The organism is Mesorhizobium sp. M0062 (assembly GCF_040323125.1).
GTDB lineage: Bacteria > Pseudomonadota > Alphaproteobacteria > Rhizobiales > Rhizobiaceae > Mesorhizobium.
This window is the reverse complement of the sequence record NZ_JAMYUO010000007.1, coordinates 86,928-101,057: the sequence shown is the minus strand read 5'-3', so window position 1 is coordinate 101,057 and position 14,130 is coordinate 86,928. Positions and strand designations below refer to the sequence as shown.

Below are 14,130 nucleotides of genomic sequence, written 5' to 3'. Positions count from 1 at the left end.
AGGATGCAGGATGCCCGATTTCGCGAAGATTCGCGCCCGTGCAGCAAAACGCAAAGGCGGCGACGCGGTGCTGACCTCGCTGCTCGGGCCGGCGCCTGACAATGCTGCTGTTGCCGACATTACGGACGATCGCATCCTGTCGACGATGGCCGAGCGGGTGTTTGCCGCCGGCTTCGTCTGGCGCGTCATCGAACAGAAATGGCCGGGCTTCGAGGAAGCCTTTCTCCATTTCGAGCCGAAACGGCTGTTGTTTCAACCTGATGACTTCTGGCATGACCTGACGGCTGATCAACGCATTGTGCGCAACCCGCAGAAGATCAAATCCGTCCGCGACAACGCCGCCTTCGTTGAGCGTGTGTCGAAGGAACATGGCGGTTTCGGCAAATTCCTCGCGGAGTGGCCTGACGACGACCAGGTCGGGCTGATGGCGTATCTCGGCAAGCATGGCAGCCGGCTTGGCGGCAACACCGGCCAGTATTTCCTGCGTTGGCTGCAATGGGACGCCTTCGTCATCTCGGCCGATATGGTCGCGGCTTTGCGTGACGCCGGCCTCGACATCGCCGAAAGTCCGACGTCGAAGAGGGATCTCGACAGGATTCAGGCGCAGATCAACAAATGGGCGCAGGAAACCGGCCTGCCGCGCCGGCACATCTCGCGCATTCTGGCGATGTCGATCGGAGAGAACCATTCGCCGCAATCGCTGCGGGAATATATGGGCGATGACTGATCACCGAATTGGTCCAAACGAACGCCATTGCCCGGGCAAATTTGCCGCGCTAAACCGCAGGCATGACCCAGAAGACCGCACCCGATATTCTGCGCATCGCCGTTGCCCAGCTCAACCCGACGGTCGGCGATGTCGCCGGCAACCTTGCCAAGGCGCGCGAGGCGAGGGCCGATGCCGCCCGCCAGGGCGCCGACATCGTGCTCTACACCGAGCTTTTCCTTGCCGGTTACCCGCCGGAGGACCTGGTGCTGAAGCCGGCCTTCCTCAAGGTTTGCGAGAAGGCCGCGCAAGACTTCGCCGGAGATACCGCCGATGGCGGGCCGGGCGTCATCATCGGCACGCCGCTGAAGCGCAAGAGCGGCACCCACAATTCGATCATCGTCGCCGATGGCGGCAAGATCCTCGCCGAGCGCTACAAGCTCGATTTGCCAAACTATGGCGAGTTCGACGAGAAGCGCGTCTTTCAGGCCGGCCCCGAGGCTCAGGGACCCGTCAATTTCCGCGGTGTGCGCATCGGAATTCCGATCTGCGAGGACATCTGGGGCGACGTCGGCATCTGTGAAACCCTGGCCGAAAGCGGCGCGGAAATCCTGCTGGTGCCGAACGGCTCGCCCTACTACCGCGCCAAGATGGACGTGCGCCATCAGGTCGTTATCCGCCAGGTCATCGAGACCGGTTTGCCGATGATCTATGCCAATCAGATCGGCGGCCAGGATGAGCTGATCTTCGACGGCGCCTCTTTTGCCATAGGCGCCGACAAGACGCTTGCCTTCCAGATGAGCCAGTTCGAGGAAACTGTCGACGTCACCACCTGGAAGCGCAACCGCGTCGCCGCAGGCGCGCAAAACGCAGAAGAGTTCGACGGCTGGGTCTGCTCGGAAGGGCCGATGTCGAAAATCCCCGAGCGCGAAGAGGCGGACTACCGCGCCTGCATGCTCGGCCTGCGCGACTACGTCAACAAGAACGGCTTCAAGAACGTGGTGCTGGGTCTCTCCGGCGGCATCGATTCGGCGATCTGCGCGGCCCTTGCCGTCGACGCACTTGGCGAGGAGCGGCTGCGGGCGGTGATGATGCCCTACCGCTATACCTCGGAGGATTCGCTGAAGGATGCCGAGGATTGCGCCCGTGCGCTTGGCTGCCGCTATGACATCGTGCCGATCTTCGAACCGGTCGAGGGTTTTCTGCATACGCTGACGCAGCTTTTCGAGGGCACCAAGGAAGGCATTACCGAGGAAAATTTGCAGAGCCGCGCGCGCGGCACGATCCTGATGGCGATTTCCAACAAGTTCGGCTCGATGGTCGTCACCACGGGCAACAAGAGCGAGATGTCGGTGGGCTACGCCACGCTTTATGGCGACATGAATGGCGGCTTCAACCCGATAAAAGACCTCTACAAGATGCAGGTCTATGCGCTGTCGCGCTGGCGCAACAGCCATGTGCCGCCGGGCGCGCTCGGTCCCTCAGGCGAGGTGATCCCCAGGAATATCATCGACAAGGCGCCGTCGGCGGAATTGCGCGAGAACCAGACCGACCAGGATTCGCTGCCGCCCTATCCGGTGCTGGACGACATTCTGGAATGCCTGGTCGAGAACGAAATGGGCGTCGACGACATCGTCGCGCGCGGCCACGATCGGGCGACGGTGACGCGCGTCGAACATTTGCTCTACATTGCCGAGTACAAACGCCGGCAAGCGGCGCCGGGTGTGAAGATCACCCGTAAGAATTTTGGACGCGACCGCCGCTATCCCATCACCAACCGTTTCAGGGATCGCGGCTAAACCTCTGATTAAATTGATGAACCTTGGGGGGCGCATGTTTATCAGCTATTTCAAGGGAACGCCTGAGTATCACATCCTGCGCTTCAAGAACGGCAAGATCAGGGAGCAGGGGCGCGGCATCTCCTTCTGGTACGGCACGTTCGGCACCACGATAGCGATGGTGCCGGTGACGTCGCTCGATAACCCCTTCATCTTCACCGAGACGACGGCGAATTTCCAGGATCTGGCAATCCAGGGGTCGGTCAGCTACCGCATCATCGATCCACTCAAGGCAGCCGAAGGTTTTGATTTCAGCGCCAAGCTCAGCCGTGCCGACGTCGTCGGCGACGGCCGGGAGAAGATCGCCGAGCGCCTGGTGCTTGCGATACAGAGCCGCGCCCGCGCGGTGGTTTCGAGCATGACGCTGGAACAGGCGCTGGCCGAGGTGACCAAGCTCGGTGGCAATCTGGCCGAACTGCTCCGCAACGATCCGATTGCCGCGACCGCAGGCCTGTCGATCGAGGAGGTCCACATCACCTCGGTCCAGCCGACGCCGGAGATCCGCAAGGCGCTCCAGACCGAATATCGCGAGGCGCTGCAGCGCCAGGCCGATGCCGCGATCTATGGGCGCCGTGCCTGGGGCGTGGAGAAGGAGCGCGAGATCAAGCAGAGCGAACTGGCGACCGAAATCGAGCTTGCCGAACGCAACAAGCTGCTGGTCGACACCGAAGCGCGCAACAAGCTGACGCTTGCCGAGGCGCAAGCCAAGGCGCAGCAGCTGGAACTGACCGTCTATTCGTCGGCGCCCGCCCACGTGCTGACGGCGATGGCCTTCAAGGCCTGGGCGGAAAAGGGCGGTTCGGTCGGCAATCTGTCGATCACGCCTGACATGCTCACCAGCGCGCTCAGCCAGCTTTCCACGCCGAAAGCCGGGTCCTGAAAGGCAAGCACGGGTGGCAAGCGACCAGAGCGGCAGGCCGATCGACCGGGTGATCGTCGTCACCCGCAAGACCGAGCTGGAGGAGCTGACGACGCGCTTCAACACGCAGGGACAGGCGCGCTTTTATCTCCGGCAGGCCGGCATGAATTTCGACCCGGTCAAGGCGGCGCATGACGTCTATCACCAGGCGCTCGACCGGGTGATGGGTTCGCTTCCCCAAGGCCTCAAACAGTTGCGGCTCGACCGCGAACTGGTACCGCAGTTCGAATTCGGGTCCGACGCGGTGATCGCGCTCGGTCAGGACGGGCTGGTGTCCAACACCGCGAAGTACCTCCCGTACCAACCGCTGATCGGCATCAACCCGAACCCGGCGCTTTTCGACGGCGTGCTGCTGCCGTGGAATGCCGACGATACCGAAAAGGTCCTCGGCCTGACGATCGCCGGCAAGGCGAAGCGCCAGGCGGTGGTGATGGCCGAAGCGCGCTCCAATGACGGACGCCGGCTGATCGCCTTCAACGATCTGTACGTCGGCGCCTCGACGCATGTCTCGGCGCGCTACGAGTTGACCTATGGCGGCAGGACCGAGCGCCAGTCGTCGAGCGGCATTATCATCTCCACGGGCGCCGGCTCCACCGGCTGGCTGCGCTCGGTGATGGCGGGCGCCGCGGGACTGGCCGCGGCCTATGGTGACAACTCCGTGCCGACCGTGCCGCCGCAAGGCTACGATCGCGAAGGCGAACAGCTGTTCTTTTCGGTGCGCGAACCGTTTCCGAGCAACACGACCGGCGTGTCGCTTGTGCATGGCGTCATCACCCGCGACCGGCCGCTGGTGGTTTCTTCGCGGCAGAGCAGGGGCGGCGTTATCTTCAGCGACGGCATGGAGCTCGATTTCGTCGAGTTCAATTCCGGCACCGACGTGACCATCGCGATCGCCGACCAGAAGGCCTATCTCGTGGTGCCATAAACGCGCCACGTGGGCAGCCAAATCACCGGCCGGACTGAATTCGGCCGCCCGCCATTCTTTGCGATGCACCATGCCCGACTGTGAAATCAGCTTCGACATGTCACGGATCGATTTCCGGGCGACCTCCGATCTATTGATGGCGAGTTATTGGGGCGCCGGCCGCAGCGATGACTTTCATCGCCGCGCCTTTGCCAACTCGTTCTGCACCGCGGCCTATATCGACGGGAACCAAGTCGGTTTTGGCCGGGCCATCACCGACCGTACGGTGTTTGCCTATCTCGCCGACATCATCATCTGGCCGCAGCATCGCGGGCAGGGCATTGGCACGCAACTGGTGCGGGCGCTCATCGACCACCCTGAACTCAGCACGGTCTCGCACTGGAGCCTGTCGACCAGTGACGCGCATTGCCTTTATGAGAAGCTGGGCTTCAAGGCATCGATCGACGGCCGCTACATGCGCCGCGATCGCAACCCGGAATGAGGCATAGCGAGGGGGTCGACCGGCTGTTGTTGCAAAATAACCTCACTGGTTGGGCCAGTTACGCTTTGCCACGTGCCCGGCCTTGGCGATCCTTCATGGCGTCTCTATAAGGACCGCTCCGCAAGTGTCTTGCGGGAGGTCCGAATGGCAGTATTTCACATGGTAATGCGAGGCCGCTAGGTCTCACCTGGCGTCCGGCGAAGGTTTGTCCTTCGCGCCGATGCCGGGTCGAGTACAGGCTTCTGCCGATGCCGGTCGCCACCCGACGAATCGGGCGCGCCGCCACCTATGCCGAACCTCCGCAGCCCCGGGCGAATTGCCCAGCGCGGTTTTCAATTTCAGACCTTACCGGGACCGGGCAGATTTGCGCCCGGATGACAACATGGCTCGTTTCCGAATCGATCTGCGTGCAAGCGCCTTTCGCAGCGTTCTTGGCTTCACGCTCAGCCACTGGAGGCGCCAGCCGTGGCGGCTTTCGCTGATCATGGGCAGCTTCCTGCTGTCGACCCTGGCCGACGTCTTGACGCCGCTCTATTCCGGCCGGCTGGTCGACGCCGTCGCCAGCAGTGCGTTGGCTGACGATGTCGCGTGGAACGCGGCAATGGCGGCGTTCTTCGCGCTCATCGCTTTGGCGCTGACCGGCGTGGTGCTGCGCAACCTCGCCTTCATGGGCATTGTCGAGCTGACGCTGAAGATGATGGCCGACATCGCCGCCGACGCGTTCCATCGCGTGCAGCGCTTCTCAACCGACTGGCACGCCAACAGCTTTGCCGGATCGACGGTGCGCAAGGTTACGCGCGGAATGTGGGCTCTCGACCTGCTCAACGACACCATCCTGATTGCGTTGCTGCCGTCGGTCGCCATGCTGGTCGGCTCGACGTTGCTGCTCGGCTGGTTCTGGCCGCTGATGGGGCTGGTCGTGGCAGTCGGCTCGCTGCTGTTCATCACCGTGACGGCGCTGCTGTCGCTCGGCTATGTCGCGCCCGCGGCACGGCTCGCCAACAGCTGGGATACGCGGCTTGGCGGCTCGCTTGCCGATGCCGTGAGCTGCAATGCCGTGGTCAAGGGTTTCGGCGCCGAGACGCGCGAGGAAGCGCGGCTTGCCAAGGTCGTCGCCAAATGGCGCGCGCGGACCAGCCGCACCTGGGTGCGCGGCACCATCAACGGCACGACGCAAGGCGCCATGTTGCTGGTGCTGCGGACGGCAGTAATCGGCCTGTCGCTGATGCTGTGGGCCTGGGGCCAGGCAAGTGCGGGCGATGTCGCCTTCGTGCTGACCTCGTTCTTCGTGCTGCAGGGCTACCTCAGGGACATCGGCACGCATATCCGCAATTTGCAGCGTTCGGTCAACGACATGGAGGAACTGGTCGATTTCCAGTCGCAACCGCTCGGCATCGAGGACCGGCCCGGCGCCAAGCCGATCCGGATCACGCATGGCCACATCGCCTTCGATAACGTCACCTTCCACTATGGCAGCCATCGCCTGCCGCTCTACCGCGATTTTTCGGTGGAGATAGCGGCGGGCGAGCGGGTCGGACTGGTCGGCCATTCCGGCTCGGGCAAGACGACCTTCGTGAAGCTGATCCAGCGTCTCTATAATGTCAGCGGCGGCAGGATCCTGGTCGATGGCCAAGACATCTCCCAGGTTGCACAGGCGTCGCTGCGCGCGCAGATTGCCATCGTCCAGCAGGAGCCCATCCTGTTCCACCGCTCGCTGGCGGAAAACATCGCCTATGCCCGTCCGGACGCCACGCAGGCCGAGATCGAGCATGCCGCCAAGCTCGCCAGCGCGCACGACTTCATCACCAGCCTGCCGAAGGGCTACGGCACGCTGGTCGGTGAACGCGGCGTGAAACTGTCGGGCGGCGAGCGCCAGCGGGTGGCGATCGCACGCGCCTTCCTGGCGGATGCGCGCATCCTGATCCTGGACGAGGCGACATCGAGCCTCGATTCGGAATCGGAAGTACTGATCCAGCAGGCGATGGAGCGGCTGATGGTTGGCCGCACGACGCTGGTCATCGCGCACCGTCTGTCGACGGTGCGGGCGCTGGACAGGCTGCTCGTGTTCGACCGTGGCAAGATCGTCGAGGAAGGCTCGCATGACGAGCTGATCCGGCTGAAGGGCGGCATCTACCGCCGCCTGTTCGAGCGGCAGGCGCTGGAACTGACCAAGGGCCTGGTGATCTGAGCTGAACGCAGAGCCCTATCCGAGGGATAGGGCTCTGCCTGGTTCATCCAGGCATTCGCTCGAATGGCTGAAGCGCTGGGTCGATCGTGTCCCAGGCGTGGCCGCGCACGGTGTAGGTGACCGCCTGCGGGTCGAACTGGCCGGGATCATCGAGGCTCGTGGCCTGGATAGCCGTCACCTCCGGCATGGCGACGAACGTTACGTAGACCGGCGTGCCGCAGGTCGGGCAAAAGGCCTGGGCTTTTTCATTGCCGCTGTCGGCGATCATCCGCCACGTGCTCGGCTCGCCGGTGATCTTTACGTCAGCGCGCCGGCCGAAGGTCACATAGGAACAATGGCCAGTACCGCTGCGCTTTTGGCAATCGAGGCATTGGCAGTGGTTCTGAAAGATCGGCTCGCCGCTGGCCTCATAGCGGATCGCGCCGCAGGCGCAGCCGCCGGTAAAGTGCTTGGTCATCATCGTTCTCCGCGGTTGCTTCAGGCCGATTTCGGCTTGGCGAACAGGTCGATGCCCGTGCCGGTTTCGAGGAAGGATTTCATGCTGGACAGCACGGCCGGCCAACCCTGGCTGATGCCCTTGGCCATGCCGCTGCCGGCTTCGAGCTCGTCATGGCTGACGGTCAGCTTGACCATGGTGTCGTATTCCTCGATGGCGAACGTCACCTGGCTGTGCTTGGTCGGATCGTCGGCCTGCGAGGCGTTGGCCCAGCTCATGACCAGCCGGGTTGGCGGCGAGATTTCGACGACCTTGCCAACGAGTTCGACGGTCCGTTCGTCATTGGCGCGGATGTGTTCCCATTTCGAGCCGGGCTTCCAGTCGGAGACGTTTTCGTGGCCCCAGTAGCGCTTGGCGATATCGGGCCTGGTGATGGCTTCGAACACCTTTTGTGGCGTCGATCTGATGTAGGTCACGTAGACAAAACTGGTGGTTTCCCGGGTCATTGGTCGTCTCCTTCGAGTTCTTGTTTCAGGTCGTGCAGCAGGCTCAGCCGCTGCCGTTCGAATTTTCGCACCCACCGCTCGTAGACTTCGTGCAGCGGCACGGGGTTGATGAAATGCAGCTTCTCGCGGCCACGCTTGACCGTGCTGATCAGATTGGCCGCTTCCAGCAGATCGATGTGCTGCGTGGCGGATTGCCTCGCCATGTCGAGATTTTCGCAAAGCTCGCCGAGCGTCTGGCCGTTCTTCTCACACAGAAGATCGAGCAGCATTCTGCGGGTCGGGTCGCCCAGCGCTTTGAAAACCTTGTCGGCGTCCATCGGTCTCACTCATCTTGAAGACACAATATGCAGGTAAATGCCTGCATGTCAAGCTGTGGCTAAGCTTGGCCTGAAGGGGAGGGATTTATAGTGTCGGATTGCTGGCGCGCGGAGCGAAGCACCGAGCCCGGAATCGGGGCAAGAACCGGTGCGGGCGCGCAGGACTATGCAGCGGTGGCTGTGAGCTAGGCTCTAACGACGAACTTGTCGGGATCGGCGCAGAAATGGGCGATGATCTGGCAGAGGTCCGGCTCGTTGACCATGCGTACGGCCTCGGCCCCATTGACCCATTTGCGGGTGCGCGCGCGCTTTTCCTTCCAGCGGTCGGCAACGTGCTCAACCTGCAGCGGAAACACCAGCACTTCGCAAGGGACTTCCTCGCCGGACGCGAGGGCCTTGGCGTAGAAGTAACGACCGGCCTCGAAAAGCGAAATCTTGCCACGCAATCCGGCTTCCTCGCCCGCCTCGCGCGCCGCTGCCTCGCAGAGCGGCTCCCTGGCCTCGGGCCAGCCCTTCGGCAGCACCCAACGCCCGGTGTCTCGGCTGGTGATCAGCATGATCTCGACGCCGTCTTCGTTATTGCGCCATGGCAAAGCGGCAACCTGCAGGCGACAAGGCGAAGTGCCGAAGAGCTTGCGGACCCTTTCAGCCAGATGGTCGTGTGTCGCCGGTGTCGTCAGCATCAGTGAAAGCTACCCCAGCCCTCAGTATCGTTAGCCGCCGTATGTAATCTTACCGACAAGTGTAAGTCTTAAAAGTAAAAAACATCACACCAACCGTCCAATCCGCCAACAGGCGTCGATTCGACAGAATAATGTGCCTTCCAGTGTCTGTTTTCATAGCAGACGGGGCGGGTTTGGCCGTCTGGGCAGAAATGGGGCTGGCGCGAATCAGCCGGCGTGATCGTCGGCGATCGGCTTCTGGTAGGTGAAACCCATGTCCCAGGGAAAGTAGATCCAGGTGTCCTGGCTGACTTCGGTGATGAAGGTGTCGACCAGCGGCCGGCCTTTCGGCTTGGCGTAGACGGTGGCGAAATGCGCCTTGGGCATCATGGCGCGCACGATGCCTGCCGTCTTGCCGGTGTCTGTGAGGTCGTCGATGATCAGCACGCCCGCGCCATCATCGGCGAGCAGCGCCGGCGTGATCTCCTTCAGCACCTGCAATTGCCCCTGGCTGGTGTAGTCGTGATAGGAGGCGACGCAGACCGTCTCGATGACGCGTATGCCGAGTTCGCGTGAGATGATGGCAGCGGGAACCAGGCCCCCACGGGTGATGCAGACGATGGCCTTCCACTGACCCTTGTTGGCGCCGGCAAGCCGCCAGGCGAGCGCCCGGGCATCGCGGTGGAACTGGTCCCAGGAGACCGGAAAGGCTTTTTCGGGAAGGGACATTCTGCACTCCGCGCGCAACATTGTGGAATGCGCGCGGAATTAACTGGAAAGTCAGGGCATTGGCAAGGGCGGGGCCAGCTGTGGAGTTACCGCGACAAAAAGGCCGCAACCGGCACGCTGCGCAACACGGTGCGCGTGACGCCGCCGAACAAAAGCTGACGCAGCCAGGAATGGCTGTAGGCGCCGAGCACCAGAAGGTCGGCTCCGGTCTCGGCGATCCGGGTCTGGATGACGTCATCGACCGAAGCATTACCCGATTTCTGCACCGACACGCTGACCGTTGCGCCATGCCTGGAGAGTGCCGCGGCGATCTCGGCGCCGGCGGCTTCCGGGTTGTCATCCAGCGTATCCGGCGGATCGATGACCAGAATGTCGGTCTTTTCGGCCTCGATGATGAAGGGCAGCGCGTCGAAGGCGGCACGCGCCGCCTCCTTGCTGCCGTTCCAGGCCAGCAGCACATGTTTGAATGTGGTGACCAACGGCCCCTCATGCGGCACCACCAGCACTGGCCGGCCGGCATCGTAAACCAGCGTGTCGACATCGGCGCTCGTGTCGCCCCCGATCTCGCGCTGCGCGGCAATAATCAGATCGGCGGCGCGCACGCTGGAAATACCCGTCAGCGCGCTGTCGCCGGAAAAGCTCTCGAGGCTGCGCCATTCGAAGGAAAGGCCGGAATTCTCGATCCGCCCAACGAAAAGCGCCTGCAATTTCTCGGCGCGCTCGCGGTTCATGTCGGCGGAGACCTGCAGGAACTCAGTGTCGGGGAAGCCGGTTGCCGAGGTGTAGGGAACGGGCAGCGCTTCGGCATGGATGCCGATGAGATGGCTCTCGAACCGGTCGGCAAGCGGGATGGCGCAGTCGAGCACGCGTTCGGCGTCCTGTTCGTTCTGCAATATGGCGACGATGGTCTTGAAGCGCATGCGAAATCCCTCAAATCTGCCAGCGCGTGCTGCGCCCGAGGGAAAACGTGGGAGTGCGGTGCTTGGTTCCGGCCCGGCGATGGTCCGCGAACCCAGGGTCAATTGGCGGCGGTGAAGCCGGCCACCATCGCCTCGACGTCCTTGCGTGCCGAATCCAGCGCCTCCTGGCTGCGGGCGCGGACCACCAGCTCCGTCCAGAATTTGCCGTCGCCATATTTCGGATAGGAGCCGATGATGGTGTCGGGATGCGCCTTCTGGATGTCGCCCAGGGGACCGCCGATCAGGCCTTCGCCGAACGGGCAATGGACGGTGGCCGACAGCATCTTGGTGCCGGCCTTCAGCGTCGGCACGACATTGTCGAGCATGGCCTGGAAAATCGCCGGCACGCCGGCCATGACATGGACGTTGCCGATGCGAAAGCCGGGCGCGACGGAGACCGGATTGTCGATATGGTCGGCGCCGCGCGGCATGCGCGCCATGCGCTTGCGGGCCTCGGTGTATTCGATGCCGCGCGCGGCATAGCTCTCGCCCAGCATGGCATAGGCCTTGGCGTCGTATTCGCACGGCACCCCAAAAGCCATGGAAACGGAATCGGCGGTGATGTCGTCATGCGTCGGGCCGATGCCACCGGTGGTAAAGACATAGGTGTAGCGGGCGCGTACGGCATTCACCGCAGCGACAATCTCGTCCTCCTCGTCGGGAACGATGCGCACTTCCTTCAGGTCGATGCCGATGGCCGTCATGATGTCGGCGAGGTGGCCGATATTTTTATCCTTGGTGCGGCCGGACAGAATCTCGTCGCCGATGACAAGCATGGCGGCAGTGACGATTTCAGGCATGGAAGGCTCCGGCAAACAGGCCCGTTGGCAGACAAGGTCGCCTGAGGCAGAAAGAAGGTCGCCTGAGATAGCGCGCCATCGAACTGGCGGCAATGCCGACACAAGCCGCCATCTGCCTTGCCGAGCGTTCGTCAGTGGGTGATGGTGCGCGCCGGTCCGCTTCCCGGGTGAAAACATGCTGGTATCGATTCTGCTTTGGCTTGTCGCCGGCCTGTCCGTGCTGGCTCTCGTCATCGTGGCCTGTCTGGTGGCCGCTACGCTCTGGATTGCCGCCAAGGCCGAAAGGCTGGTGCCGGCCAGCGGAAACTTCGTCGAGATCGACGGCAGCCGCATCCATTATGTCGAAACGGGCGAGGGACGGCCGATCCTGTTCGTGCACGGACTTGGCGCGCAGCTCCACCAGTTTCGCCACACGCTGTTTGAGCGCTTTGGCCCTGGCTACCGCCTCATTGCACTCGACCGGCCGGGATCGGGCTATTCTGTTCGCGCGCGAGGAGCCACCGGCCGTCTGCCTGAACAGGTCGAGATCATCAGGCGCTTCATCGAAACACTCGGGCTGGAAAGGCCGCTCGTGGTCGGGCACTCGCTGGGGGGCGCCGTCGCGCTGACCCTGGCCTTGGAGCATCCCGGCGCGATTTCCGGCATCGCTTTGCTGGCGCCGCTGACGCATCTGGAAGCCGGCGCCCGCGAGAAAGCGGGCCTGCTCTATATCCGTTCGCGGCTTTGGCGCTGGATCATGGCCTACACCGTCGCGATACCGACAAGCCTCAGATATGCGCGGCAGACACTGGAGTTCATCTTCGCGCCGCAGGCCGTTCCCGCCGACTACATGATCGATGGCGGCGGATGGCTCGGGCTGAGGCCAAGCCATTTCCATGCAACCTCCACCGATTTCGTAGCGGTCGAACAGGATCTTGGCCGCATCGAAGAGCGCTATGAAGAGATCGCCATGCCGGCCGGCATTTTCTTCGGGACAGCCGATCGCGTCATCGCCATGCGCATACATGGGGAGCCGATGAAGGACAGGATCGAAGGGCTCGATTTCGAGACGGTCGAAGGCCTCGGCCACATGCCGCAATTCGTCGAGCCGGACCGCGTCATCGCCTTCATCAAGCGCATTGCCGAGCGGGCATTCGCCGGCCAAGACCTCACCACAGCCTCACAACAATTTCACCGAACCATTCGGCTGATATCCGGTTTACCCCGTGTCGCACCCAAGGCGGCAGATACGGAGTAATTCAATGTACAGGAAAGTTTTTGCAGCATCCGTGCTGACGATCGGTCTTGCCACATCGGCGATGGCGCAGTCATCGCACGGCACGTATTCCAACCATTACAACTGGTGGCCGTTCGGGAACGAGCAGTCATCGACGGTCGACCAGAGCACCACTGGCAGCATCAATGTCGACGATAGCCAAGGCTATGGCGGCGCTACCGGGCCGTGCGCCTCCGACCCGTCAGGAACCTACGGAAATGTGAGGCCCAACGTGAACGATCAATATTGCGGCAAGTGATCAAGCCGCGGCTTCGACTGACCGGCAGGATGTCCCGCCTGTTTGTTTTGACGCAATTCCCTAGGGAATTGCTTAGGCGAGCATCCACGGCCGGCAGCGAAAGCTGAGGGGCAAGGATCAGTCGGAAACTTCGGTCTGCGGCCGGTCGCGGCCGTCGGCCAGTTCGTCGTGCCACTTGCCTTCGGCATCCTCATACTGGATGCCGTCCGTGGCGCCGGCGATCTGCTGTTCGGCCGAGGCGATCTCGGCGGCGCGCAGCGCATCCTGGTGGGTCGGGAATGTCTCCGAGAATGTCGAACCGACCTTGTAGGCCCAGCCCCCGTCATGCTCGACGATCTTGTAAGTCAGCTTCGCCATGAAATCCTCCGGTTCGTCCGTCCGCTCAATGCGGCCCGTTATTCAATGCTATCTGGGCTTCAATGCAGTTTGGCGTCTGGCAGCCGGTCTTCGGGAACCAGCACTTCCGATTCCTTGGCCGCTTCGATCAAGGCCCTGCGTGCATCGGCCGTCGAACGATAACCTTCCAGCACTTTGAGGCAAGTGTCGAGAGCATCACGATGGCGCGGGCCGCGATTGAGAGGCCACACCGTCATCAGGCACTCCGCCGCTTCCTGGGTGCTGCGGATCTGGCGATATTTGCCGACATGGCCGAGTTCGACCACGACCGGGGTTTCAAAAGGTTTGTTATCCATGATGGCCGCAACGCAAAGCAGCCAATATGGTTGCAAAAATGGCCGTCAGCCTGCGCCCAAACGTCTCACCAACCGCAATCGTTGGTCTCAGTAACCTCAGTCGTTGCGCAGCCAGTGGGCGTTGGCCCAGCCGGTCCGTCCGCCGATTTCGACCTGGTACCAGTTGCCCCGGCGGTCGAAAATCTCCGTGTGGTCGCCGTTGAACAATTGCCCGATCATGCGCGACGACGAGTTCGGCCGTGCGCGCACGGCGAGAAACCCGCTGCCGGTATCCAGATCGTAGTGCCTGGACAGGCCGTGCACCGTGCCTTCGCAATATTGCGCGCCGACCGGAGACGACGCGGCGAACGACAGTGCGACCACCAGAGCGGCTGCCGCCGGATAGATTGCCCTTGATGCCATGGACTTTGCTCCCAATCCGGCCGCCAAGGCGGCCTGCCCCCAGGGACTATAGCGGG

Annotated in this window: 18 protein-coding genes; 8 read left to right on the top strand and 10 right to left on the bottom strand. The window is 62.7% G+C overall.

Translation table 11 applies throughout. The annotated features are described in order from the left end of the window. The first annotated feature begins 10 nt into the window (after positions 1 to 10). The 6 genes from NKJ64_RS11230 (at position 11) to NKJ64_RS11205 (ending at position 7,057) form a co-directional block, all read left to right on the top strand. Complete coding sequence (locus NKJ64_RS11230; RefSeq protein ID WP_023695415.1) at positions 11 to 727, top strand: DNA-3-methyladenine glycosylase I; 717 nt, start codon at positions 11 to 13, stop codon at positions 725 to 727. A gap of 62 nt (positions 728 to 789) precedes the next feature. Then, a complete protein-coding gene (locus tag NKJ64_RS11225) occupies positions 790 to 2,505 on the top strand; it encodes an NAD+ synthase (RefSeq protein ID WP_352462557.1) in 1,716 nt (571 codons plus the stop codon). A 34-nt stretch (positions 2,506 to 2,539) separates the two neighbouring features. Continuing rightward, positions 2,540 to 3,424, top strand: coding sequence for an SPFH domain-containing protein (locus NKJ64_RS11220; RefSeq protein WP_023701171.1), 885 nt, complete (start codon positions 2,540 to 2,542; stop codon positions 3,422 to 3,424). 13 nt (positions 3,425 to 3,437) lie between these two features. Further along, positions 3,438 to 4,388, top strand: a complete 951-nt coding sequence (locus tag NKJ64_RS11215) for a diacylglycerol kinase catalytic domain-containing protein (protein WP_050588495.1) — start codon at positions 3,438 to 3,440, stop codon at positions 4,386 to 4,388. Positions 4,389 to 4,458: 70 nt separating this feature from the next. Continuing rightward, positions 4,459 to 4,869: a GNAT family N-acetyltransferase gene (locus NKJ64_RS11210; RefSeq protein WP_352462555.1), complete on the top strand. Its 411-nt coding sequence runs from the start codon at positions 4,459 to 4,461 to the stop codon at positions 4,867 to 4,869. 382 nt (positions 4,870 to 5,251) lie between these two features. After that, the gene (locus NKJ64_RS11205) at positions 5,252 to 7,057 is read left to right on the top strand and encodes an ABC transporter ATP-binding protein (RefSeq protein ID WP_352462554.1); all 1,806 of its coding nucleotides are present in this window, start codon (positions 5,252 to 5,254) and stop codon (positions 7,055 to 7,057) included. 43 nt (positions 7,058 to 7,100) lie between these two features. On the opposite strand, the gene NKJ64_RS11200 is transcribed toward NKJ64_RS11205, so the two are convergent. The 7 genes from NKJ64_RS11200 to NKJ64_RS11170 all read right to left on the bottom strand — a co-directional run bounded on the left by NKJ64_RS11200 (position 7,101) and on the right by NKJ64_RS11170 (position 11,466). After that, the gene (locus tag NKJ64_RS11200; protein WP_023725741.1) at positions 7,101 to 7,514 is read right to left on the bottom strand and encodes a GFA family protein; all 414 of its coding nucleotides are present in this window, start codon (positions 7,512 to 7,514) and stop codon (positions 7,101 to 7,103) included. A 20-nt stretch (positions 7,515 to 7,534) separates the two neighbouring features. Beyond that, positions 7,535 to 7,999 carry an SRPBCC family protein gene (locus NKJ64_RS11195; RefSeq protein WP_023688339.1) on the bottom strand — a complete coding sequence of 155 codons (465 nt, stop codon included), beginning with the start codon at positions 7,997 to 7,999 and terminating at the stop codon, positions 7,535 to 7,537. Then, the gene (locus NKJ64_RS11190; protein ID WP_023681541.1) at positions 7,996 to 8,316 is read right to left on the bottom strand and encodes an ArsR/SmtB family transcription factor; all 321 of its coding nucleotides are present in this window, start codon (positions 8,314 to 8,316) and stop codon (positions 7,996 to 7,998) included. Before NKJ64_RS11190 ends, NKJ64_RS11195 begins: the two co-directional genes overlap by 4 nt. Before the next feature lie 185 nt (positions 8,317 to 8,501). Beyond that, on the bottom strand, positions 8,502 to 8,999 hold the full coding sequence (locus NKJ64_RS11185; protein ID WP_023667541.1) for an NUDIX hydrolase: 498 nt from the start codon (positions 8,997 to 8,999) through the stop codon (positions 8,502 to 8,504). 207 nt (positions 9,000 to 9,206) lie between these two features. Continuing rightward, positions 9,207 to 9,707, bottom strand: coding sequence for a xanthine phosphoribosyltransferase (gene gpt / locus NKJ64_RS11180; protein WP_023667540.1), 501 nt, complete (start codon positions 9,705 to 9,707; stop codon positions 9,207 to 9,209). An 86-nt stretch (positions 9,708 to 9,793) separates the two neighbouring features. Continuing rightward, entirely contained in the window at positions 9,794 to 10,627 is an 834-nt protein-coding gene (locus tag NKJ64_RS11175; protein WP_023828651.1) for a universal stress protein, read from the bottom strand. Positions 10,628 to 10,725: 98 nt separating this feature from the next. After that, entirely contained in the window at positions 10,726 to 11,466 is a 741-nt protein-coding gene (locus tag NKJ64_RS11170) for a competence/damage-inducible protein A (protein ID WP_023825634.1), read from the bottom strand. 175 nt (positions 11,467 to 11,641) lie between these two features. On the opposite strand from NKJ64_RS11170, the gene NKJ64_RS11165 reads away from it, so the two are divergent. Next, complete coding sequence (locus NKJ64_RS11165; protein WP_023825633.1) at positions 11,642 to 12,703, top strand: alpha/beta fold hydrolase; 1,062 nt, start codon at positions 11,642 to 11,644, stop codon at positions 12,701 to 12,703. Positions 12,704 to 12,707: 4 nt separating this feature from the next. Then, positions 12,708 to 12,980 carry a hypothetical protein gene (locus tag NKJ64_RS11160; protein ID WP_023825632.1) on the top strand — a complete coding sequence of 91 codons (273 nt, stop codon included), beginning with the start codon at positions 12,708 to 12,710 and terminating at the stop codon, positions 12,978 to 12,980. Positions 12,981 to 13,097: 117 nt separating this feature from the next. On the opposite strand, the gene NKJ64_RS11155 is transcribed toward NKJ64_RS11160, so the two are convergent. The 3 genes from NKJ64_RS11155 to NKJ64_RS11145 all read right to left on the bottom strand — a co-directional run bounded on the left by NKJ64_RS11155 (position 13,098) and on the right by NKJ64_RS11145 (position 14,074). Next, complete coding sequence (locus tag NKJ64_RS11155) at positions 13,098 to 13,337, bottom strand: DUF2188 domain-containing protein (RefSeq protein ID WP_023667535.1); 240 nt, start codon at positions 13,335 to 13,337, stop codon at positions 13,098 to 13,100. A 59-nt stretch (positions 13,338 to 13,396) separates the two neighbouring features. After that, positions 13,397 to 13,675, bottom strand: coding sequence for a DUF982 domain-containing protein (locus NKJ64_RS11150; RefSeq protein ID WP_032891817.1), 279 nt, complete (start codon positions 13,673 to 13,675; stop codon positions 13,397 to 13,399). 93 nt (positions 13,676 to 13,768) lie between these two features. Next, positions 13,769 to 14,074, bottom strand: coding sequence for an SH3 domain-containing protein (locus tag NKJ64_RS11145; protein WP_023825631.1), 306 nt, complete (start codon positions 14,072 to 14,074; stop codon positions 13,769 to 13,771). Between the last annotated feature and the right edge of the window lie 56 nt (positions 14,075 to 14,130).